Below are 22909 nucleotides of genomic sequence, written 5' to 3'. Positions count from 1 at the left end.
TCTTCAAGCAATATCTTAATATGCTTTTTCAAGCTTCGCGCCTCGAACTTCGAACTTCGAGTTTGGTGGGCGATGACAGGATCGAACTGCCGACATCCTGCTTGTAAGGCAGGCGCTCTCCCAGCTGAGCTAATCGCCCTTATCTGATGTTCGAGGAAAAACCACGAACGTCGGATTTTAAATGGTGACCCGTACGGGATTCGAACCCGTGTTACCGCCGTGAAAGGGCGGTGTCTTAGGCCGCTTGACCAACGGGCCAAAATTGCGAGAACATTTGATAGTATAGCTAAATGCGAAAACATTGTCAACCCGTTTAGGAAAAAAATGTTCGAACTTGTTGAACTTATTTCACTTCCTGAATGATTGGCAGGATGACCGGTTTTCTTTTCGTTTTTTCATACAGATGCTTGCCTAGAACGTCTTTAATCTGATTTTTGAGTGTGACCCATTCAATAATACCGTTCTCGATGCAGCGTTCGGTGGTCTGTCTGATTTTCTCTTTAGCCTCATCCAGCATTGTCTCGGATTCTCTGACATAGACGAATCCCCTGGTCACAATATCAGGCCCGGCAACAATTTCATTGGTGGAACGGCTCAGCGCAATAACTACGATTAAAATACCGTCCTGAGACAGCTGTTTGCGGTCGCGCAGCACAATATTGCCGACGTCCCCTACACCAAGCCCGTCCACTAAAATTCTGCCGGATGGCACTTTCCCGGCGATACCTGCTCCATTTCTGGTGAACTCAATGACACTTCCATTTTCGGCAATAAAAATATTTTTATGCGAAATTCCAAGCTGTTCGGCAATCTGGCCATGCTTAATCAGCATGCGGTACTCACCGTGCACAGGCACAAAATACTGCGGTCTTACCATATTCAGCATCATCTTTAATTCTTCCTGACTGCCATGACCGGAAACATGGACGCCTGATGCTTGTTCGTGGATCACATTGGCGCCGAGTTTAAACAACTGATCGATGGTTCGGGCCACCGATTTCTCATTTCCCGGAATCGGACTCGCGGAGATAATCACCGTATCACCTGGCAGGATCTCGACCTGTTTATGGTCGCTGGAAGCCATGCGGGAAAGTGCCGACATCGGTTCCCCCTGACTCCCTGTTGTAATAATACAGACCTGATTCGGTGGCAGCTGGAGAACCTCTTCTACATCGACCAGCGTTCCTTCTGGAATGATCAGATAGCCATATTCAGCAGCGATTGAGGCGTAATTCTGCATGCTCCTGCCGACAATGGCAACCTTCCTGTTCGTTTTGAAAGCAGCGGTGATGACCTGCTGCACGCGATGGATATTCGAAGCAAAGCTGGCTAAAATGATTCTTTCCTTGGCGGTGCGGAATACATCGTCGAACATCTGTCCGACCACTCTCTCCGACATCGTAAAACCAGGCCTTTCTACATTCGTGCTGTCGGACATTAAGCAGAGTACGCCTTTTTCACCCAATTCGGAGAATTTATAAATATCTAGGATCTCCGATGTAACGGGGGTATGATCCAGTTTAAAATCTCCGGTATGGACGATCACACCGAGGGGTGTATGGATAGCCAGACTCACAGAATCAGGTATGCTGTGGTTGACCCGGATAAAATCAATTTTAAAAACGCCAAGCTTGATACTCTCTCCAGGATTGACGACAGTCGATTTAAACCGGTTGACATTGCACTCCTTTAATTTGGCCTGGATCAGTCCCAAGGTAAGTTTTGGCGCAAATACAGGCGCGTCTATGTCCTTCAGAAGATAGGGGAATGTGCCGATATGATCTTCATGACCATGGGTCACCATAATCCCGAGCAGCATGTCCTTGTTTTCGATGACATAGGAATAGTCAGGGATGACCAGATCAATTCCGGGCATGTCATCTTCAGGGAAAGCCATACCGGCATCAATCATGATCATCTGGTTGTCATACTTTATCAGCGTCATGTTTTTCCCGATTTCACCCAATCCGCCTAAAGGGATAATTTGCAGTTTGTGTTCTTTTGGCAAAGGCAATACCTCCATCAATTTATATATATTTTACTTTATTAATTTCAATTTCAATCCTATTAATTTGTCAGCATAAGGAAACAAGGAGATACCCCGAAGTATCTGAGCAGGATAAAAAAAGACTACAACAAAAAACACAAACAAAAATAGAAACAGGTAAAAATACCTCTTGGTTTCTTTGATTCCGTTATTCGGTTAGCCGTACAACACCATTAGATTTATTATAGTACCTGAATATCAGATATGCAAGCTGGGTGAACAGCTTCCAACATTATTGTTGCCCATTCGCGAATAAAACTAAAACTTCGGCATAACCAAAGTTTTAATTTTTTGCTTTTACTTTTAGTTTTATCTGAAAGTAATTTCTAAGGTCAGACCTCTTCAGGCAGATTTCGGATATTCGTGAGCAATTCTTTTAAGGAAGCCTGTTCCGTCTGGGTCGGGCCAACGATAGGCAACCGGTAGCCCCCGGCTTTGATGCCGACTTCATTCAGCAGATACTTCACAGGCACTGGATTTGTTGCCACGAACATCCCTTTAAAGATTGGGAACAACAGCAGATGCCATTTTAAAGCTTTCTCCATATCGCCGGCCTTAAACGCAGCAACCATTTTTTGCATCTGGGTACCGATCAGATGAGAAGCGACACTTACGATCCCTGCCCCGCCTAGAGACAGCATCGGCAAGGTCAATGAATCATCGCCCGAATAAATCGCAAAGGTCGAAGACAGTTCCTTTTTCAGTTCACTGACCTGGTCCATCGATCCTGCTGCTTCTTTAATGCAGACAATATTTGAGATTCCAGCTAGTTTGGCGACTGTAGAAGGAAGAAGGTTGATGACTGTCCTTCCTGGTATGTTATAAAGCATCACAGGCAGGTCTGTGGCCGCTGCGATGGCTTTAAAATGCTCATAAAGACCTTCCTGGGAAGGTTTGCTGTAATACGGAACCACTGCCATAATGCCATCGAGCTGGTTTGAGACTTTTTCAGCAAGTTCAACGCTTTCACGCGTGGAATAGGTACCCACGCCTGCAATGACTTTACACGTATCCCCAACTGCTTCTTTCACCGTCGTAAAAAGGTTAAGCTTTTCTTCACCGGTCAGATTAGGGCTCTCACCGGTTGTTCCGGCTACGACGATCCCTTCTGTGCCGTTTTCAACCAAATATCTGGCCAGTATTGCGGCCGCAGGATAATCGATCTCCAGCTTATCGTTAAATGGTGTCACCATAGCGGTTAAAACGCTGCCAAACATTTCTCTTTCCTCCATAAACTATTTTATGCCTGGCTGTCAAATACCAAGCTCAAATTTTTTGTGCAAAGACTGCACAGCCGGAACCATATGTTCTTTTTTGACAAGTACCCAGATCGTGGTATGAGAGTCAGCGGACTGAAGAATCTCAATGCCGCTCTCAGCAAGTGCTTCTGCCATATTGGCCATGACACCGGGCACATCGGCAATTCCCCCGCCGACGAGCGCAATTTTGGCGCATCCTGGCGCGGATTCAGGGTTGAAACCCAGATTCTTTAAAATATTGACGGCTTTCTTTGCCAGCTCATCACGAACTGTATACAGGACAGTTTCTGGTTGAACGCTGATGAAATCGACACTAATATCCGCTAAAGCCATCCCCTTGAATATTTTGGTGATCGCTTTGGGTTTATTTTCTTCTTCTTGAACGTGGATCTTGATCTGGGTGACATTCGGGGTATGTGCAATCCCTGTAATAATCCTGTCGCCGATCATGTCCGAACCCTCCGCGAGGTCGGGCTGAACATTGGTGACCAGCGTTCCTGGAGCATCGGAAAACGTACATTTTACCCGCAATGGGATATTCTTCTGCATCGCGATTTCCACGGCGCGCGGATGGATGACTTTGGCTCCCTGATGCGCCAGATGGCAGATATCATTATAGGTGATCACGTCAAGGATTTTGGCGTCCTGAACGATCCGGGGGTCTGCGGTCATAATACCTTCGACGTCCGTATAAATATCAATTGCTTCAGCATTTAGTGCGACACCAATCGAACAAGCCGTTGTGTCGCTTCCGCCTCTGCCCAGGGTTGTAATTTGTCCGTTTTCGGTCATACCTTGGAAGCCCGTAATGACGACAACCTTGCCTTCTTTCAGCTGCTCCAGGATATTTTCCGGTTCGATTCTGACAATTCTTGCATCGCCAAAACTGCTGTTGGTGATAATGCCGGCCTGTCCACCCGTTAAAAGAACAGCTTCCAACCCCAGACCCTGCAGCGTGCTAACCATAATGCTGCCGGAAATGATTTCCCCGCAACTTAAGAGTAAATCCATTTCTCTTTTGGGCACTTCGGAATAAATGCTTGAAACCATCTTAATCAGCGTATCGGTCGCATAGGGATCTCCCGAACGCCCGATTGCAGAAACAACAACCACAGGCGAAAACCCTTGATTAATAGCCTCGGAAACCTTAGCAGCGACCTGCGCTCTTCTTTCCGGATTGGCCAGGGAAGTTCCGCCAAATTTTTGAACCAATATACGCAAGGTAATTTCTCCTTCCTCTAATTTTCTTAACTTGTCTTGAATTTTGCTTTCCTTATTATTATAACGTCTATGTTTTCTTATCTTTTAATCTTATCCGTTATTTCCTATCTATTATAACAGCAATTCTGCAATCTGGACTGCATTTGTCGCTGCACCTTTGCGAATCTGATCACCTGCGATCCAGAGATTAATCCCCTGATCGATGGTTTGATCTTCCCGGATTCTTCCGACCAGAACTTCATCCCTGTTCGAGCTGTCGAGCGGCATCGGATAAATATCTTTCGCCGAATCGTCTTTTAAGATTACGCCGGGAGCCTGGGCAAATGCAGCCTTGACCTGATCGATCGTGAGTTTTTTCTCAGTCTCAATATTGATGGATTCACAGTGAGAACGAAAGACCGGAACACGGACACAAGTAGCCGTAACACGCAAATCATCCCTATGGAAGATTTTTTGGGTTTCCTTGACCATTTTCCATTCTTCCTTTGTATAGTCACCCTCCTGAAATACATCAATTCTGGGTATCAGGTTAAAGGCGATCTGATATGGGAAAGTATCAATATCCGTGATTTTTTTCCCGTTGCTCCACGACTTCACCTGTTCCTCCAGTTCAATAATCCCTTCTTTGCCCGCGCCGGAAACTGCCTGATATGTGGATACCACAATACGTTTAATTCGCGAAAGCGCTTCGAGCGGTTTTAGTGCCACGACCATGATAATCGTGGAACAGTTCGGATTGGCGATAATCCCTTTATGCCATTTGACATCTTCGGGGTTGACTTCAGGTACAACCAGAGGAACATCCGGATTTAGCCGAAAAGCACTGCTGTTGTCAATAACGACTGCTCCGCTCTGGACTGCGGCCGGCGCATACTCCGTACTGGCGGAACCACCCGCAAATAAGGCGATATCAATGCCTTGAAAGCTCTGATTCGTTGTTTCTTGTACTTCTATTTCTTTTCCCTGCCAGGAAATCCGTGATCCGCTTGATCTTTTCGTCGCAAGCAAGCGAAGCTCATCCACCGGAAACTTCCGTTCAGCAAGAATTTTCAAAAATTCCTGACCAACGACACCCGTTGCTCCGACAATTGCAATATTTGGCATTGAGATCCTCCTAAACATGAATATTCAATAATTCTGACAATTCACTTTCAACAACTAGGTATTAATATAGTATAAATCATTATTCTCTCATAGGATACTAAATATTTTGGCTACTCAGAAGAAGAAATTTCTACCAGGAGCGGTTCAATTTGTTTTCCCTGGCAGGCCAGCAGTATTGTGTCCGGTATTTTATCCATCTGGGCAACGAGAGAATTGGTCTTTTTGAGCGGGCTGTCCTGACCAAAAGGCACCAGGTAGATATTCTTAGCTGAGAGTAAGGCTCCGATATTTTTAGCGTTAACCCCTAACCCGTCATTTGTAGATATAGCAATTACCACGGGGCCTAAGTTGCGCAAGTGTGCTTTAGTAGCCATTAAGACGGGTGTATCAGTGATGCCGTTAGCGAGTTTGGCAAGTGTATTCCCGGTACAGGGCGCAATAACCATACAATCAAAAAGCTTGCCCGGACCGATCGGTTCTGCCTCCGGGATAGTTCCGATCGGGTCTTTTCCTGTAATCTCTTTCAGTCTAGCTTTCCAGTACGTTGCATCCCCGAATCTCGTATCCACTGTATTAACGGACTCCGAAACAATCGGCGTTATATCTGCTCCTTCTTCGACAAGTTGTCTGATCACCCCCATGACCCGGCCAAGGGTACAATGGGAACCGGTCAGCGCAAAACCGATGTGCAGCTTTTCAAATCTCATTTTTGGGCACCCCCTTCCGGACTGCAGCAGCAGTGGCTGCATCTGCAGCAGGTACAAGGTGCTCAAGAATCAGAGGCGGATAAAGCTTCGCCAGCATTTTTCCGGCGGTCTTTGGCGCGACAATACCGGGCAGGCCAGGGGCAAGCTGAGCCTTAATCCCAAGCATCTGGGCATATTCAAAGTCAATACCTCCCGGAATAGAGGCAATATCAATAATGACGGTTTCCCGGGACATTTTGTTCAGCAGATCTCTGCCGAGAATCAGAGCTGGTACGGTATTGAAAACGATTTCCGCCCTGTTGATTTCCTTTTCAAGATCAGAAAAACCGATAGCACGCACTCCCATCTCTACAGCCCGGGCCAGGTCTGAGGGCTTACGTGCAACACACGTAACCTTTGCTCCCATTCCCTTCAGTAGATTCACCAGTGTCATGCCGCAGCGGCCAAGACCCAAAACAAAGCTTTCACTGCTGTGAATGGTGATCGTGGTAGCCTCCATTGCCATCTGAACCGCCCCCTCGGCTGAAGGTATCGAATTCAAGATGACAATTTCATTACGGTTTGCTATTTCCACGAGGTCTATGTTCATCTTTTGGGCTGCGCTGATCAGGGCAGGACGGGCCCAGCCTATAAAAAGCGGAACACCGGGCGGAATCAATTCCAGAACTTCATTATTTAAGATGATCGGAGAATTAGAATACTTTGCTTTGATCAGGCCCCGCGCATCTGTGCCAAACATAGGTAAGATAAGCGCATCTGCTTTAGCGATAATCTCGGTAAAAGATTTGGCATGCTCAATGCTGTCTCCAAGCGGAGACTTTTCCAGACCGAGCCCGATGATCTTCGCACCACACTTTTGCAGCTCGGGGACAAGAAATATTTCTCTATCATCCCCGCCGATTACTGCCAGGCGAACTCCTTCAAGTACCGCATTCATGTTTATGCCTCCTTACTGGATAGTGTCCAGTTAACTACTATCCAGTATATGAGCAGCCGAGAAACGCGGTGCTTAACCTAATCCAGGAAATTCTCCAGTCCGATAACAAGTCCGGTCAGCTTATATGCTTTGCGAATGGCCAGTATCACCCCGGGCATGTAGGTTTCCCGTGTATACGCGTCATGACGGATCGTGAGCGTCTGTCCTGACCCTCCGAAAATGACTTCCTGATGGGCGATCAGTCCCGGTAAACGGATGGAATGGATGTGAATGCCATTCAGGTCTCCGCCCCGAGCACCGGGTATTTTCTCATATTCGTTCGGATGTCCCTGGATGATCGGTTCCCGGATCTCAGAGATCATATCCGCGGTTTTCAAAGCAGTGCCGGAAGGTGCATCCAGCTTCTGATCATGATGATATTCAATGATATCGACATGATGAAAGTATTTCGCGGTTTCTTTCGCAAACTTCATCATCAGGATTGCGCCAAGCGCAAAATTCGGTGCAATAAAAACCCCTGTGCCGGTCGCTTTGGAGAGATCCTCCAATTCACTGATTTCGTGACCGTCCAACCCAGTCGCCCCAATAACAGGAACAACCCCCGCTTTAATTGCAGTTTTGGCATTGGAAAATACTGATTGGGGATTCGTAAAATCAACGAGAATATCTACTTGCAGTTCTTTTAATTTTTCTATTTCCATCTGGCCGGAAATCTGTAGGTCGAATGGCTGCTGTCCAAGGACTAATCCAATATCCTTTCCTTGATTCTGAATATCTGATACCCCTGCAAGCTCCATATCGTTCTGCAGACGTATTGTCCTGACTGTTTCCATGCCCACTTTGCCACATGCTCCGGCAACAAATACGCGTATTTTGTCCAAATATACCCCTCCTGAATACGATAACGTAAAACCCCGCGCCAGAAGCCTTTCGGGGTTTAATACACTTCTTATTCTATTATATCAATAGAAACCTGTCAAACGATGGCCACGGATGGCCTAATGCCGCGATGCCACGGACGGCAAAGAGCGGTCCTACATATCGATATCTACGATGATCACTTCACTGCCTACTTTTTTAATGGCTTTCCAGGGGACGACCACATACCCGCCTTCTTTTTCACTGTTCTTATTAAAGAATCTTCCGTATCCCGCTCTTGAATCGATGATGATTGCCTCGATTTTTCCTTCGGGGCTAATTTTAATATCACTCTCACCAATTGAACCGAGCTTCGCGCCATCATGAAGATTAATAATTTCTTTTCCTGACAGTTCACTTAAAAGCATATTACACACTCCTGCCCCGGACCGTTTCCCATATTTTTTGACCATAGGGCTGCAGTATCGCAATGATCAGCGAAAAAACAGCCAGTGGCTTTATAAAATAAACCGATGAGGGATTCCAGATGTTTTCTGGTATTCCTAGAAAGGTCAGTAGCAGTTCCAAAGAAATATAAATTCCACCCGCAGTCCCGACCAGCTGGGTAATGGCTTTGGCCAAACGATTAGGTGCCTCAGGAGACCTCCACATCATGACTTTTACTCTGGTTCTCAATGATACAGCAATCCCGAGCGCCAGCAGAACACTATATAGAATACTCATAAACGCTTCAGGGCTTTCATTAGGAATCCCCCCTAAGCATATCTATGAGGGAAAAAACGGCATTATTCTTCCGTAAACGGGTAACGCTTTATTATCTTCCGTTGACGTGCGGAATACTGCTTTTGCAGTCAGAATCACAAACCTTCGATCTCTTTTCTGATAAGATACGTAAAAAGATAACGCTGGCCGGATTCTATCAGGATCGACGGACAGATAAAGAAAGGAAGATAATGATGAACAGAGCGAAACAAGGTTGGACAGTTACTTTGGCCGGAACAGGTATTAATTTGGCCCTTGGTGTCCTTTACACCTGGAGCGTCTTTGCAGCTGCCCTGATTGAGCAATTTCACTGGACTAAGACAGCGGCTTCTGTTCCGTATATGGTCGCCTGCGCAGTGTTTGCCTTGATGATGGTTCCCGGCGGATATCTTCAAGACCGGTACGGCCCCCGCTGGATTGCTGCCCTTGGCGGAATCATGGCAGGCAGTGGCTTAATCCTGAGCAGCTTTACGCACTCACTGACCATGCTGATCGTTACTTTCGGTTTAATTGCCGGGATGGGGATCGGTCTCGGATACTCGGCTGCGACACCTGCCGCAGTCAAATGGTTTCCCCCAGAGAAAAAAGGTCTGATCTCGGGTGTCGTTGTTGCCGGCTTTGGTTTGGCTTCTCTTTATATCGCACCATTAACCAATGCATTGCTGAGAAAGTTTGGCATAGAGAGCACCTTCCGTATTGAAGGGATCCTGTTCTTACTAATTATTGTTTTGCTTGCCCAGCTGCTGACTGTCCCTTCCACTTTAAGTGGCCAATCTCAGAGCAGTACGGCTTCCCCTTCAGCGGCTACTGCCTCGACAGGAGGCCTAAACTGGCAGCAAATGCTTATAAGACGGGAATTCTATCTGCTTTGGGTGATGTATGCGGCAGGAGCCAGCGCCGGGCTGATGATCATCAGCCAGCTTTCTTCAATTGCCAAGACGCAGGCCGGTATTTCCTGGGGGTACGCGATGGTCGCTTTACTGGCCGTTTTCAATGCCTCCGGCAGGGTTATTGCCGGTTGGCTTTCCGATAAAATAGGGCGTTCCTGGTCGATGCGTATTTTCTTTTTGATCCAGGCACTCAACATGCTCGCTTTCAGCACTTACAATACTCCGGTATTAATTGCGTTGGGTGCAGCGATTGCAGGATTAGGCTACGGTTCTTTGCTTTCACTCTTCCCATCAGCAACCTATGACTATTTTGGTACAAAACATGCCGGAGTAAATTATGGTTTTGTCTTTACTGCCTGGGGTGTCGGGGGTGTCTTTGGCCCCCTAATGGCAGCCCGAATCGCCGATGCCACAAAAAGCTATTCACTTGCGTTTACCATTTCGTGTATCCTATGTTTGTTAGCAGTCTTTTTGACTTTCTTTTTGAAAAAGCCGAAAAGGCTTAAGCAATAATTAATTAACTTAACTTTCCCACGAGAATGTTTAGCGGAAAGTAAGCGTCAAAGGAGACAGTGTATAGAAACTCCTATGGGATTATGGGACAATAAACTCTAAGTTAAAGTAATTCAAAGTTTTTCAAGTAAACTGTAAAAACTTTGAAAGGAGGCTTAGGGTTGGACACCAGGAAAGTTGCACAGCAATACCGACTGAGTCAATGGACCCAGCAAATCCGCGAATGCCGAAGTAGTGGTCAAACAGTAACTTGCTGGTGCGCTGAGCATAACATCAAGGAGACCACATACTTTTATTGGCTAAGGCGTATCCGTAAGGCTGCCTGCGAAGCCCTCCCTTCAATGAATGAAGGAAACAACTCCATTGTGCCGCTAAATATTCCGATCGCGCGAGTTGCTGCTGAGTCTGCCGATCGGCAAGTATTTCCGGATATCATCATTCGTTGTGATGCTATGACTTTGGAAATCCATAACAACGCATCTCAGACCTTGATTGAAAACACCTTGAGGGCCCTTCAAAATGTTCGGTGATATATCCAAAGCAGAGAAAATTTATATCGCTTGCGGGTATACCGACATGCGCAAATCCATTAACGGGCTGGCCGCTCTCGTCCAGCAGAACTTTCAATTAAACCCATTTCAAAACAGCTTATTTCTATTCTGTGGACACCGTCATGACCGGCTCAAAGCGCTTTATTGGGAAGGCGATGGCTTCGTGTTATTGTACAAGCGGCTGGAAACCGGCAAATTTAAGTGGCCGAGGAATGCTGAGGCTGTCCGCAGCGTCACTGTCCAGGAATTTCGCTGGCTTATGGAAGGGCTGTCCATTGACCAGCCCAGGGCTGTAAAAAAACTCAATACCGAGCAGTGTTTTTCTCTGTAAAATTAGTGCTAGCAGTGCCGAAAATCCGCATAAATACTGGATTCTTCGGCATTTTTATGGTACAATTATTACAGTAAAAACGTAAAGGATTTTGTGATTAATGAGTACGTCTCAAGAGATTAAGACTCTGGAAAATCGCATATCCGAATTGGAGAAGGAAAACAGACTTCTCCTGGAAACTGTTCACCATCTTACACGCAAACTATATGGCCGCAGTTCAGAGAAGACATCCGCCCTATCTTTAGGACAGATGTCTCTTTTTAATGAAGCGGAAATGGAATCCGATCCAAAGGTTAAAGAACCTGACTTAAAAAGAGTTAATGGGTACCAGAGAAAAAAAGCAAAAGATGGGCGAATGGAGCTTTTAGAAAACCTGCCGCATGAGAAGAAACTCTGCACGCTTGTCGAAGAAGAACGCTTCTGTGAGACATGCAGCACAGCTTTGGTCTCGGTAGGCGAAGAGTTCGTACGTACAGAGGTAGAATATATTCCGGCTAAACTGAAAGTGATCGATGTTTACCGGGAGACCTTCGAATGCCGTAGCTGCCGCAAAAATGGTTTGCCCTATATGGAAAAATCCCCAATGCCAGATCCCGTTATTCAACACTCTCTGGCGACATCTTCCACAGTAGCTTGGGTCATGCATCAGAAATTCGTAAATGCTATGCCGCTATATCGGCAGGAAAAAGAATGGAAGACACTCGGTTTGTCTTTAAGCCGCGCAACCATGGCGAATTGGATTATGGTCGCATCCCGTGACTGGCTTAGCCCCATCCTAAACCTGATGCATACTGAACTTCTTAAGGAACGCTATCTACATGCCGATGAAACACCTGTACAGGTCATGAATGAAGAAGGCCGGAAGAATACGAGCGATTCCTATATGTGGGTATACACTACAGCAAAAGATGCGGGACATCCCATTCGAATATTTGAGTATGAGCCAGGAAGAAATGGAATTTACCCGCAGGAGTTTCTTAAAGGATTTACGGGATTTTTACATACGGATGCCTACAGTGGTTACCAAAAAGTTGAGCGCATTACCCGCTGCCTTTGCTGGTCGCATCTGAGAAGAAACTTCGTTGATGCCCTGCCGAAGGATATTCGCGGACCGGATGATACCCTTTCGGGTCAAGGAATAAATTATTGCAATAAGCTTTTTGAGATAGAAAAAACACTGGAGAATCTGACAAGTGATGAACGAAGACTTAAGCGACTGGAGCAGGAAGTACCGGTACTTGATGCTTTTTGGGAATGGGCTGATTCCACTGCGGATAAAGTTCTACCAAAATCCAAACTGAGCCAGGCAATAAATTATGACTTAAGCCGTAAACCAGATCTGATAAATTACCTGAAGGATGGAAATTGCTCAATTTCCAATAATCTCGCTGAAAATTGCATTCGGCCTTTTACAATTGGCCGCAAGAATTGGCTATTTAGTGGCAGTCCCAAAGGTGCCGAGGCTAGTGCTGCAGTCTACAGCATAGTGGAAAGCGCCAAGGCTAATGGATTAAGCCCATACAAATACCTTGATTATATTTTTGATCGCTTACCGGGTGAACCGTTTGGGCAGTATCCAGAGATTCTTGAAAGTTATCTTCCGTGGAATCCGAAAATTCAAGCTATCTGCAAATAGAGCAAAGATTTCAGTTTACACTGTTCTTTGCTCTATTTCTATACACCCGCTTATTTGACGGTTACAGCGGAAAAACATTCTCGTGGGAAATCGGTTGACATCATGGAGTCTTCGTTTTATACGCTCAGGTTTGTCCCAAAGACGACGACGTCGAAAAATGCATATCCTTTCCTCCCAGATATGATAAATATTGAAAGAATGAATTGAACTAGATACATTAGAAAACAGCCTACTGCCGTAACCATTATCAGGCGTAAGCAGTAGACTAAAAGTAGTCATATAATTAATTTTTATCAGCTCTGAAATCTATACTTCTGTACTAGTTAAAAATATTAAACATTAGATTTTTCTATAATGTTATTTTCCCTGTAATACAGCTTCCACTGTATCATATGTTTTCGTTTGAATGGTGTATTTCGTGGTATTCTTTACCAATTCTTAGTTGCATATGAATATTTAATTAATTCAGTGCCGTCATCAAGACCTATTCCATGTTCCCCATAGCATTCCCAAACTTGAGTTCCTGGAATATTAAGTGCATTACATGAAGTAGATACAGACGTTCCAGTCAAATTACTATTTTCACTGTTATTCCGAAGTATGCCATCTTGATAAAAATCGTTTAAAACCCATTTCGCCCACGATTCACTTGTAGTGGTAGTTGATGTGCAGGTCATATTGATATATCCAGTTTGAATTGAAGAGCTACCTGACATTGTTACAGCGTAAGCTGCTACTGAAGAACATAAGATAATAGTTAAAGTTAATAAAGGAATTAGCTTCTTTTTCATCTTATTTCGCTGCCTCCTTTACCTTTTTATCGATTTTTTCAGGTTTATCTTTTGATATATCAAATTCGGTAAGAGTAATGCTATCATTCGGATGCAATACCCCTATAAATACTTTTTCTTTTCCGTCCAGGTAAAATATGGGCTTAAAGTCTCCTTGGGCAATCTCATTTTCTTGACGTAGCATTTTATAACATGAAATAAGCTTTGATCTAACTTCATCACTTTCTGTTGCAATGCTATCATCAAATAGATCTCTTAAATAAATTGGCTTTAGGCCTTGATTGTCCAAGTCAAAAGATCTTTGAATTGATTCTTTGACGGAGTATTCTTTATCTAAATACTTGTTATTGCTATCGGAAAAAGCGCTTCCCGAATACCCCACAATCAATACGAGGGCTAATGCTCCAACACATAATCCAATCCTTGAAACTAGTTTCTTTTTATTCATGTTTATCACCTCTTTCCATTATTCAAAAACAGGATCTACTATTCAGATACTTTCTCCATAAATTGACAACAAAACTTCTTTTGTATCAAGCGCCCTAGATTGTAGTGTTTACCTTAACTCTTTGGGTCTGTTCGGTTCATAGAACCATCCTAGGCAATTGGGCGTTATGATCCCGATAGCCCCGATAAACGCCAATACGGGTAAAATAATTGAAAATCTGAATTTCTTCGTAGTCCCCATACCTTTCAACTCCTTTGTATATTTTTGGATGCTGTAGTCATAGTTTATATGAAATATACAATGGATGGTTGATTTTGGAATGAAATTATCATTTGATGGAATGAAATAACATCTGAGATTAAATCTCATTCTTTGCATGCCCCTATCACTGGCTGTTACAAACTTTTTGCCAATACCAGTCAACATAAATCCCTGAACGGTTATGCCGATAATCGCAGGCGATAAGCACATTTCAATGACAATGGCCTTCTGCCACCCGGCGAGGGCGGTCTTCTGCTTCCAAATCGAAATATTGAGAGTTCATGAGAATTCGTTAGAAAACCCAGTGCCCGTTTTATCGAGAAAAGGTCACTTTTTTCTCACGCTTTCCTCCCAGACATGAACATGTACGAACTCATGATAATAGTGCTTGTTAAAAAAGGCTACGTTCAAATCCGCAGCCTTTCTTCCTACTTTATTTATTTTGCGTCTGAATTAGGCTGAACATCTACCGGCGTAATCCCTTGAATAGGTATTTCTATTTTTTCTCCTTTCTCATTTTGATAGATTACTTTGGAAATGTTTTTTTCGCTTCTATCAACCATCAAGTGTGCTTTAATTTTAAAGACTCCCGGTTCGTAATTCATCCCCTTTTCTTTCGCTTCCATTTTCATAGCATCTTGACTAGAGGTATATAATTTATCAAACGGATGATTCGTGTCCAATTCATAAACTTTGCCACTTTCTCCGACTAAAGCAGTAATGAAGCCAGTTGGCAGAAAAGATTTCCCTGGTCCATCAACATTGTCCATCTTAATTGTAATAGACGCACCCTTTTGATCTGGAACTGTGCTTCCTGGATAAAATGCTATTTCTGTCACAGTTAAATTCCAAGTGCCACGAAGGACTTTATTTGGTTCTACCTTGGTTATTGAAGCAATCTTGGGTGATTGTATATTACTACTTGCATAAACAGCTATACTCCCGATTAACATGATCGCGACTATTGTTAATACAATAGCTATTTTGTTAAACGAAAATTTCATGTAAATCCCTCCTTCTTTTAAAAAACTATATGTTTATATAATAATTTGACGGTGAAGACGTTCTAAAATTAGTGTGAACATACCCGTTTTGATAATTCAAAGTTCCTCCGGAAACATACGATGTTAATCTTAGATAGTAGAGATTGGAATAACTGTTGAACGCCATTGTATCAACATTTAGATACGCATTTGCAGGTACATCATAACCAACATAACTTGAGTCGCTTTCTGATGAATAAATGCTTAAAGCATATTTGGCTGTTGCTAAAGTAAACGATACAGCAGACCCGGAAGGGACATAACCATTTACGATAGAACTTGTTGTATACTTCCATCCTTTAAAATAATCCCAATCGCCACTTGTGCTTTGGTAAGCAAGTGCTTCACCTTGAGACAATGTCATTATAACTGAATATGAACTACCAGGTCCTGAACGCATATTAACTCCACCAGTAGTAACTTTTCTTATTTGTCCGTCTTGTGCTGCATATGTCGGAACTTGTAAGCCTAATAAAAGTAGAAGAACAAAAGCAAATGTAAACATTGTTCTTTTTGTTCTTTTCATTGTATCTTTACCTCCTTTAATAAAGTAAATTGTAAATGTACTTTTTCTTAATTCAGCTTTTTAGGTCTCTTCGGTTCATAAAACCATCCCAGGCAATTCGGCGTTATGATCCCGATAGCCCCGATAAACGCCAATACGGGTAAAATAATTGAAAATCTGAATTTCTTCGTAGTCCCCATACCTTTCAACTCCTTTGTATATTTTTGGATGCTGTAGTCATAGTTTATATGAAATATACAATGGATGGTTGATTTTGGAATGAAATTATCATTTGATGGAATGAAATGACATCTCAGATTAAATCTTCATTCTTTGCATGCCCCTATCACTGGCTGTTACAAACTTTTTACCGATGCCAGTCAACATAAATCCCTGAACGGCTATGCCGATAATCGCAGGGAATAAGAACATTTCAATTATTCCATTGAAAGGAGTATTGACTGCAATTATTTTGGTAATTAATGATAAACCGACAAAAATTAGTATTGTAAACACAAGACAACGCCGGTAACTGGAGCAATGGGACCCGCCGGTAAACACCCTTAAAACTAAAGCTGAAAGCATTATTACGAGTGTATAAACAGTTGACCCTAAAAAAGCGGATATACCTACCGTCAAAACAAATTCGATCATCACGCCAAGTGTCAAGGATAATCCGTATTCTATTTTCGCTTTTTGAGCAGTATCCATCGTGCTGTCTTTAGTCATATTTGCAGTCAGATGATGAGCAATCTCCTCTAAACTGAACAATTTCTCACCCTTCCTCCAGGTTATGTTTGGGGATTTCTACCATGATTCTAAATTGATGATTGGCAGTGTCAATGTTTATACTGCCATCCAATCGCTCAACAAGCTTACTTACGATCGCTAAACCTTGTCCCCTGTCTTCTCCTTTGGTACTAAAACCTTCTTTTACAAAAAGTCTATCAGAGTTGGCGTTTGTCGCAGACATTGGATTAATGAATTGGAATGTGTATTCTAAGGGATCTTGGTAAAAAATAATACTGATTTTTCTGGAAGAAAGATCCAATTCCTGAACGGCTTCTATTGCATTGTTGAATAGATTCCCTAATATCCCTACAAGATCTAGAACATGCCTTTTGCTGCATTTGATTTTCGTTTTCAGGACTAAATTGACTTCAATATTTTTATGCTTCGCTTCTTGAATTTCAGAAGTAAAAAGGATATCCATTTCATCAACGCCTGTATCGACCTTCAATAAAACATCGTTTATAGAGTGAATGTAAGAATCCAGGTATTCACTTAATTCAGTGTATTTTTCAAGACTCAGTAAGCCATGAATGACGGTGAGATGGTTTTTCAAATCATGATGATGCTGACGGTAAATGCGATTTTGCTCAATCAGGTTGGCATATTTTATTTCAGTTGACTTCAGTTTCTCATCTTCCAGCCCTTTCATGTACAAAGATTTGACAACAACTACGGCAACTAAATTTAATAAAATAATGATAAAGCCAAAAATCAACTCCAGTAATTCTGCATGCACAGGCTGAAGGAAGGAATAACTTTTCATATAACCATTGTTCAGCAGAATCACGGTGAATAGAGCCTGTATAACGAAAACAAAAATAGATATTTTATAAATATTGATCTTCATGCCTGAATTCCTTTGAACTTTTTCGGTTTATTGTTTTTTTATTTCGGGTAAAATGCCCGATGAGCAACTGAAGTCCCAACATCACAAGGATTTGGGGGATGAACCAGACAATTTTAAGAAGTAAATCTTCTTCGATCAAATTTGGGCTGACACCTGAAAAAATCTGCCAGGTCTTCACATTGACAAATTCGATCGATAAATACGAAGAAATAGCTAATAAACCGACGGCTGCCGCTTCAAAAACCGGGATTGAGGCCAAGGTCTTTAGAAGGAAAATAATCATTAACGCGGATATTACAATATTTAAGATAAAACTTCCCGTTATCCAACGTGAGATATACACAGCAACCCCGAGTACGGATCCCATTTCTATCATTTTAAGCATGTTAATTTTCTTACCCAATATACTAAAAGCTAAATAAAGGATCACAATAGATTCAGGAATCGAAAAAATAATAATCTCTATTAAACGCTGCGCCATTGACTCTGTCCACCTTCTCCTAAAAATAGTTTCAAACGTTCCCGGAATTCTGGATAGCGTTTCTTTTGAAGATAAGCGCTTTCTTTTATACCTTGAAAAGTAATTTGAAAAGTTGTTCTGGAGGTTGGTCTGACCGCATCAATCCATCGCAGATTGACTAAATAGGAGCGATTGCTTCTAAAGAACTGTCTTTTATCCAAACGTTCCTCTAATTCCCGTATCAGATGAAGACAGGTGAGGGTTTTTTTCATGGTATAAATGATACTCTTTTTCGCCATTGCTTCCACAAAACAAATCTCCTCCTGCCTTAATATCTCCACTGAATCAGTCGTTTTTAATTCAATCAGTAAGCCTGGAATCAATGACTTTTTCATAATTCTGCTCATCGTTTGGTTCAGTCTTGCGATATCCAGTGGTTTGGTGATGAAGTCGGAGGCATAAAGGCGTACAGCCTCTTGGAGATAATGTTCATCCGCTGTGATCAGGATGATCTCCATGTACGGATAATCCTCCCTGACTAATTCAGCTACCTGTATTCCGGAGATTCCTGGCAAACCAATATCCAAAAACAGAATATCAGGATGCATTTTGTTGATTTGCATCAGGAACTCTTCCCCGCTGGAAAATGTGCAGACGACTTCAATATCTAAAGTGGAGGAAATCACCGTTGCGAGTTTCTGCCGAAAAAATACATCATCTTCTACAATAACGGCTTTATACAACAAAATCACCTTCCAACAACTATAATGTAAAAATATCCATATATCTTTTACAATTCTATGCAAATATGGTATATCCTTCTTTAACGGCCTCTTATATTCTCAGAAACTTAGTAAAAAAAATACGACCCATACTAAGAGGGTCGTTACCTAATTATTTTTTATTTATGCTTCGTCTTGTTCACATAATTCTTAGACTCCCGTCGACCCAAAGCCCCCTTCACCTCTGGCTGTATCCCCAAGGTCTTCTACTTCGTAAAAAGCAGTCCTACAGACGGGTATAAATGCGATCTGGGCAATTCGATCGCCGTTGCTGATCGTAACGTCTTCCTGCCCGAGATTGATCATTAATACTTTGATTTCACCCCGGAAATCAGAATCAATAACACCGACACCGTTACTCAAGGTAAGCCCTTTTTTATCCGCTAGGCCGCTGCGGGCAAATACAAAAGCTGCGATTTGCGGACCTGGCAGCTCTATAGCGATACCGGTCGGGACTCTCACTCTTTCCCCTGGTCGCACCACCATTTTCTGGTCCAGACAGGCATATAGATCTGCGCCGGCAGCCCCCGCGGTTGCATACAATGGTATTTCAGGCTTTTGGGTATCCCCGGCCGAAATTCGTTTAAATCTAACTTTAACCGTTTCTTCCATCCTAATTTTTCCTCTTCTTTATTCCTTTATCTGTTTTTATCTCTTTTATTTCTTCATTCTGTCTTTTCACCTAGTAATTAGGCAAAGGCTTCATCAACTAGTTTTTCAATATCCGAATGATAATCCTTCTGTCCCAGCGTGAGGATGCTGATTTTGTCTTTCTGCCAGAGACGCTCCATCACTCTCGTAATATCGGCCGTGGTGACCTTTTCCAGTTTTTCGACTGCCTCTTCCGGTGTTTTTACTTCGCCGAAAGACAGCTCTGTTTTGCCGAGTCTGCTCATTCTACTACTGACAGATTCTAGCCCCAAATAAAGGTTGCCCTTGATCTGGGCTTTCGTTTTCATGAGTTCCTCTTCAGTTAATCCTTCTCTTTTTAATTTATTCAATTCATCGAGAATGCATTTGATGACTTCATCCGTATTCCCGGGGCTCGTGCCTGCATACACCGCAAACAGACCGGTGTCGGCATAGGTGGAGTGATAGGAATAGACGGAATAAGCCAGACCTCTCTGTTCCCTGATTTCCTGAAAAAGGCGTGAACTAAGCCCTCCACCTAAGATGCTGTTGATCACATGCATCACATAGATATCCTCATGATCCTGCCCAAGACCCGGAACCCCGACAATCAGGTGCATCTGCTCGGTATCTTTGCCCATTGTTTTTCGGAAGGTCGTCCCCTGAGGGTTTTCCTTGATGGAATCTGTTCTTTGTCTCTGAAAATCACCGAACATGGCTAGCTGGCGGATGATATCCTCATGCTTGATTTTTCCGGCTACCGCAATGACGACCTGATCAGGTGTATAGTGCGTCTCTAGATAATGCCTGACCTTCTCACTGCTTAAACCATGAATGGTTTCTTCAATACCGAGGATCGGTTTGCCCAGCGGGTCTTTATGCCAGACATACTGGGAAAAGAGATCATGGATCAGCTCATCCGGAGAATCCTGATACATTTTGATTTCTTCAATGACAACATTTTTTTCTTTATCCATCTCCTTCGGATCAAAGAGAGAGTTAAAAAACATATCACTTAAGACATCAATCGCCAGTGAGATGTCCTCATCGAGCACTTTGGCATAATAACAGGTAAGCTCCTTGGTCGTAAACGCATTAATCTGGCCGCCGACTGCTTCCAGAGATTCTGCAAGCTGACGTGCACTTCGTTTTACGGTTCCTTTGAAAAACATATGTTCAATGAAATGAGAAATACCTTCATACCCTTCCGTTTCATTGCGGGATCCTGTTCCGACCCAGATCCCAATCGCCACGGAACGGACATAATCAATCTCTTCGGTGATGATTCGGACCCCGTTAGGCAATACGTGTTTTCGATGCAATGATCTTCCTCCTTAAGCACTTTGATAACGCTCTATTTAGTTTATCCTTTCTTAGAAAAGAAATCCAGTAAATCGTCCACAAAGATTCGGACTTTTCCGGGAAGATTACCTGGGTTTTCCCCATCATGCTGTGCCAGGAGCGGTACTTCTTTAAGAAGTTTATTCTCTGCATAAATTTGATAATGACCCAAAATGTCTCCCTCTTTAATTGGATAGTCAATTTCCGTCCTTAGGTTTATCTGCATTTTAAGGCCTTTGATCATGTCTTTTTCAAGACAGAGCCGGATATCTTCGCTTAGAACCAGCGGAATTTCCGTATCTGAAATCGGAAAGTTGCCTGCAACGTCCCCTTTTTTCCCTATTTCAATGATTCCGGTATAATCAAAGCCCCATTGCAGAAGTCTTTGGGCATCTCCGAAACGATCCGGGGCATTCAGTACAACGCAGATCAGTCTCCGCCCGTCTTTACTGGCTGACGCGACCAGGCATTTCCCGGCTGCATTGGTCGTTCCCGTTTTTACACCATCCGCCAAAGGGTAATTCCACAGAAGTTTATTGGTGTTTTTGGCATTTTGAGACTTACGGGGCTCCTCAAAGTTAATGACTGAATATTTTTGGCTTACAATTTCGGCAAATTGAGGGGCATTCATCGCATATCTGGTGATGAGGGCCAGGTCAAACGCCGTGGAATAATGATTTGGATCGGGCAGACCGTTCGGATTTACAAAATTTGTGCGATAAGCGCCCAGTGAGGCTGCTTTCTGATTCATCAGCCGGATGAACTCATCCTGGCTTCCCGCGGTCTTTTCAGCGAGCGCGACACACGCATCATTGCCGGAGCTTAAGAGCGCCCCTTCCAGCAACTCTCCAATCTTAATCTTGTCCCCCTTGTCCAGATAGATAGAAGATTCCCCAACACCGCCTGCTTTCTCACTGACCGTGGTTATCTCCTCAGGCTCTGTCAGCTCCAGAGCCAGGATTGCGGTCATAATCTTGGTGGTGCTGGCGGGTGGCCGTTGGACATTCCCGTCTCTGTCATATAGTAGCTCTCCTGTTTCCGCGTCAAGCAGCACTGCCGAATGCGCTGTTACATATGGAAGCGTCCATTTTCCGCTGGATAAACTGGACGTCTCGATCGTCATTTCTCCGGACAACCTGGTATTTTGGGCATATAGAGGACTGCCTGCTGTCAGCATCATGGTCAGCAAACTCAGAATTATGCCCAAGAATCTTTTTTTCAATTGTACCACCCCTTCATTTTGCTCAAGGAGTAGTATTTCCTGTTAATCCAGTTGTTATTAATTTTTCTATCGTTACGAAACTAAAACCTTCATTTTTTAAACCGGCTAAGATATCGGGCAACGCCTTGACTGTATTTTTCTTGGGATGCATCAGGACAATGGCACCTTTTTTCTCCGGTTTTACGCCATATCGTATTTTAGGATCCAGAATTCTCTGGGTTATCAGTTCCGGCGTGCTCTCCAGCTTCCAGTCAATCGTGTCCAGCGTCCAGAGGATGGTCGTATAGCCCAGTTCATCTGCTGCCTGAAGTCCATTTTTCCCTTTTTCCCCATACGGAGGGGCATAGTATATTGTTTTGCACCCGGTCACTTCTTTAATTATATTTTCCGTCTTGCTTAACTCTTCTTTATTTTGAACCACAGTCAGGTTGTCCGGATGCGGATGGGAATAGCTGTGATTGCCGAGCAAATGGCCTTTTGCTGCAATCTGCTGAATGAGTTCGGGATGTTTGGCGGCCCATTTCCCCGTCACAAAAAAAGTTGCCTTGGCCTGATAACGGTCGAGGATATCCAGTATTTCCGGGATATACGATTCCCCCCAATCGACATTGATTGTCAGCGCAATGATTTTATTATCTGTCTGAACTTGATCGATCGGAACAGGCAAATTCTGGTTGCTGACTCCAACGACCCGGCTTTGCATCAAGGTAAGACCGATAAACACAACCAGCAGGGTAATTACTTTAAATTTGATCTTAGTCAGAGGAAAAAATGACATCTGCATCCCCTCCCCTACATTAATATGACGATGAGAAGTAATACAGACGTTATTCTATATTGACTATTAAATACTTATTTGAGGCGGGTGCTCCGCTTGACGCTGGTTATGCATTACGGAGACATTAATTTCAGTACCATAACGCCCAGATAGAAAAAAGACGCCTCAATTA

27 protein-coding genes and 2 tRNA genes are annotated in these 22909 nt (G+C 43.4%); 4 read left to right on the top strand and 25 right to left on the bottom strand.

Going from position 1 to position 22909, the window contains the following annotated elements; all coding sequences use genetic code 11:
- Positions 1-63 precede the first annotated feature (63 nt).
- The 11 genes from DEHRE_RS05495 to DEHRE_RS05445 form a co-directional block, all read right to left on the bottom strand.
- A tRNA-Val gene (locus tag DEHRE_RS05495) sits at positions 64-139 on the bottom strand.
- A 43-nt stretch (positions 140-182) separates the two neighbouring features.
- Positions 183-258 (bottom strand) — tRNA-Glu (locus DEHRE_RS05490).
- 85 nt (positions 259-343) lie between these two features.
- Positions 344-2008: a ribonuclease J gene (locus tag DEHRE_RS05485; protein ID WP_019226756.1), complete on the bottom strand. Its 1665-nt coding sequence runs from the start codon at positions 2006-2008 to the stop codon at positions 344-346.
- Positions 2009-2379: 371 nt separating this feature from the next.
- Positions 2380-3264: a 4-hydroxy-tetrahydrodipicolinate synthase gene (gene dapA / locus DEHRE_RS05480; RefSeq protein ID WP_019226755.1), complete on the bottom strand. Its 885-nt coding sequence runs from the start codon at positions 3262-3264 to the stop codon at positions 2380-2382.
- Between the two features lie 36 nt (positions 3265-3300).
- Positions 3301-4527 (bottom strand): aspartate kinase, encoded by a 1227-nt coding sequence (gene dapG, locus DEHRE_RS05475; RefSeq protein WP_019226754.1) that lies wholly within the window; start codon positions 4525-4527, stop codon positions 3301-3303.
- 111 nt (positions 4528-4638) lie between these two features.
- Complete coding sequence (locus DEHRE_RS05470) at positions 4639-5631, bottom strand: aspartate-semialdehyde dehydrogenase (protein ID WP_019226753.1); 993 nt, start codon at positions 5629-5631, stop codon at positions 4639-4641.
- A 110-nt stretch (positions 5632-5741) separates the two neighbouring features.
- The gene (locus DEHRE_RS05465) at positions 5742-6338 is read right to left on the bottom strand and encodes a dipicolinate synthase subunit B (RefSeq protein WP_019226752.1); all 597 of its coding nucleotides are present in this window, start codon (positions 6336-6338) and stop codon (positions 5742-5744) included.
- Positions 6328-7275: a dipicolinate synthase subunit DpsA gene (dpsA, locus tag DEHRE_RS05460; protein WP_019226751.1), complete on the bottom strand. Its 948-nt coding sequence runs from the start codon at positions 7273-7275 to the stop codon at positions 6328-6330. The genes DEHRE_RS05465 and dpsA overlap by 11 nt, the downstream gene beginning before the upstream one ends.
- A gap of 77 nt (positions 7276-7352) precedes the next feature.
- Positions 7353-8156 carry a 4-hydroxy-tetrahydrodipicolinate reductase gene (dapB, locus tag DEHRE_RS05455; RefSeq protein ID WP_019226750.1) on the bottom strand — a complete coding sequence of 268 codons (804 nt, stop codon included), beginning with the start codon at positions 8154-8156 and terminating at the stop codon, positions 7353-7355.
- Between the two features lie 153 nt (positions 8157-8309).
- Positions 8310-8561, bottom strand: coding sequence for a YlmC/YmxH family sporulation protein (locus DEHRE_RS05450; RefSeq protein ID WP_019226749.1), 252 nt, complete (start codon positions 8559-8561; stop codon positions 8310-8312).
- Between the two features lies 1 nt (position 8562).
- A complete protein-coding gene (locus tag DEHRE_RS05445) occupies positions 8563-8877 on the bottom strand; it encodes a hypothetical protein (protein ID WP_019226748.1) in 315 nt (104 codons plus the stop codon).
- Positions 8878-9110: 233 nt separating this feature from the next.
- Between DEHRE_RS05445 and DEHRE_RS05440 the strand changes: the two genes are divergently transcribed.
- The 4 genes from DEHRE_RS05440 to tnpC all read left to right on the top strand — a co-directional run bounded on the left by DEHRE_RS05440 (position 9111) and on the right by tnpC (position 12837).
- Positions 9111-10319, top strand: coding sequence for an L-lactate MFS transporter (locus DEHRE_RS05440; protein ID WP_025205426.1), 1209 nt, complete (start codon positions 9111-9113; stop codon positions 10317-10319).
- Between the two features lie 161 nt (positions 10320-10480).
- Complete coding sequence (tnpA, locus tag DEHRE_RS05435; protein WP_019226746.1) at positions 10481-10849, top strand: IS66 family insertion sequence element accessory protein TnpA; 369 nt, start codon at positions 10481-10483, stop codon at positions 10847-10849.
- Positions 10839-11201 (top strand): IS66 family insertion sequence element accessory protein TnpB, encoded by a 363-nt coding sequence (gene tnpB, locus DEHRE_RS05430; protein WP_019226745.1) that lies wholly within the window; start codon positions 10839-10841, stop codon positions 11199-11201. Before tnpA ends, tnpB begins: the two co-directional genes overlap by 11 nt.
- Before the next feature lie 100 nt (positions 11202-11301).
- Positions 11302-12837, top strand: coding sequence for an IS66 family transposase (gene tnpC / locus DEHRE_RS05425; protein ID WP_019226744.1), 1536 nt, complete (start codon positions 11302-11304; stop codon positions 12835-12837).
- Between the two features lie 428 nt (positions 12838-13265).
- Here the strand turns inward: tnpC and DEHRE_RS05420 are convergent, their stop codons facing one another.
- From DEHRE_RS05420 to DEHRE_RS05360, 14 genes are all read right to left on the bottom strand, one after another.
- Positions 13266-13628 carry a hypothetical protein gene (locus DEHRE_RS05420; protein WP_019226743.1) on the bottom strand — a complete coding sequence of 121 codons (363 nt, stop codon included), beginning with the start codon at positions 13626-13628 and terminating at the stop codon, positions 13266-13268.
- 1 nt (position 13629) lies between these two features.
- Positions 13630-14076, bottom strand: a complete 447-nt coding sequence (locus tag DEHRE_RS05415; RefSeq protein WP_019226742.1) for a hypothetical protein — start codon at positions 14074-14076, stop codon at positions 13630-13632.
- A gap of 108 nt (positions 14077-14184) precedes the next feature.
- A complete protein-coding gene (locus DEHRE_RS14380) occupies positions 14185-14316 on the bottom strand; it encodes a cyclic lactone autoinducer peptide (RefSeq protein WP_083221837.1) in 132 nt (43 codons plus the stop codon).
- 458 nt (positions 14317-14774) lie between these two features.
- Positions 14775-15341: a hypothetical protein gene (locus DEHRE_RS14090; RefSeq protein WP_019226931.1), complete on the bottom strand. Its 567-nt coding sequence runs from the start codon at positions 15339-15341 to the stop codon at positions 14775-14777.
- 25 nt (positions 15342-15366) lie between these two features.
- Complete coding sequence (locus tag DEHRE_RS05400; RefSeq protein WP_019226932.1) at positions 15367-15906, bottom strand: SH3 domain-containing protein; 540 nt, start codon at positions 15904-15906, stop codon at positions 15367-15369.
- A gap of 47 nt (positions 15907-15953) precedes the next feature.
- On the bottom strand, positions 15954-16085 hold the full coding sequence (locus tag DEHRE_RS14375) for a cyclic lactone autoinducer peptide (protein ID WP_083221836.1): 132 nt from the start codon (positions 16083-16085) through the stop codon (positions 15954-15956).
- 118 nt (positions 16086-16203) lie between these two features.
- Complete coding sequence (locus DEHRE_RS05395) at positions 16204-16656, bottom strand: accessory gene regulator B family protein (protein ID WP_025205421.1); 453 nt, start codon at positions 16654-16656, stop codon at positions 16204-16206.
- Positions 16657-16660: 4 nt separating this feature from the next.
- Positions 16661-17524, bottom strand: a complete 864-nt coding sequence (locus DEHRE_RS05390; RefSeq protein WP_019226882.1) for a sensor histidine kinase — start codon at positions 17522-17524, stop codon at positions 16661-16663.
- On the bottom strand, positions 17505-18005 hold the full coding sequence (locus tag DEHRE_RS05385; protein ID WP_025205420.1) for a hypothetical protein: 501 nt from the start codon (positions 18003-18005) through the stop codon (positions 17505-17507). Before DEHRE_RS05385 ends, DEHRE_RS05390 begins: the two co-directional genes overlap by 20 nt.
- A complete protein-coding gene (locus DEHRE_RS05380) occupies positions 17990-18736 on the bottom strand; it encodes a LytR/AlgR family response regulator transcription factor (RefSeq protein ID WP_144284040.1) in 747 nt (248 codons plus the stop codon). Before DEHRE_RS05380 ends, DEHRE_RS05385 begins: the two co-directional genes overlap by 16 nt.
- Before the next feature lie 180 nt (positions 18737-18916).
- Positions 18917-19378 (bottom strand): dUTP diphosphatase, encoded by a 462-nt coding sequence (dut, locus tag DEHRE_RS05375; protein WP_019226879.1) that lies wholly within the window; start codon positions 19376-19378, stop codon positions 18917-18919.
- A gap of 77 nt (positions 19379-19455) precedes the next feature.
- Positions 19456-20718 carry a M16 family metallopeptidase gene (locus DEHRE_RS05370; RefSeq protein WP_019226878.1) on the bottom strand — a complete coding sequence of 421 codons (1263 nt, stop codon included), beginning with the start codon at positions 20716-20718 and terminating at the stop codon, positions 19456-19458.
- A gap of 41 nt (positions 20719-20759) precedes the next feature.
- Entirely contained in the window at positions 20760-21968 is a 1209-nt protein-coding gene (locus tag DEHRE_RS05365) for a D-alanyl-D-alanine carboxypeptidase family protein (RefSeq protein ID WP_242837046.1), read from the bottom strand.
- A 13-nt stretch (positions 21969-21981) separates the two neighbouring features.
- Entirely contained in the window at positions 21982-22737 is a 756-nt protein-coding gene (locus DEHRE_RS05360; protein ID WP_019226876.1) for a polysaccharide deacetylase family protein, read from the bottom strand.
- Positions 22738-22909: the final 172 nt, after the last annotated feature.

The organism is Dehalobacter restrictus DSM 9455, from assembly GCF_000512895.1.
Lineage (GTDB): Bacteria > Bacillota > Desulfitobacteriia > Desulfitobacteriales > Syntrophobotulaceae > Dehalobacter > Dehalobacter restrictus.
The sequence above is the reverse complement of the archived record's forward strand: the minus strand, read 5'-3'. Positions and strand labels throughout refer to the sequence as shown.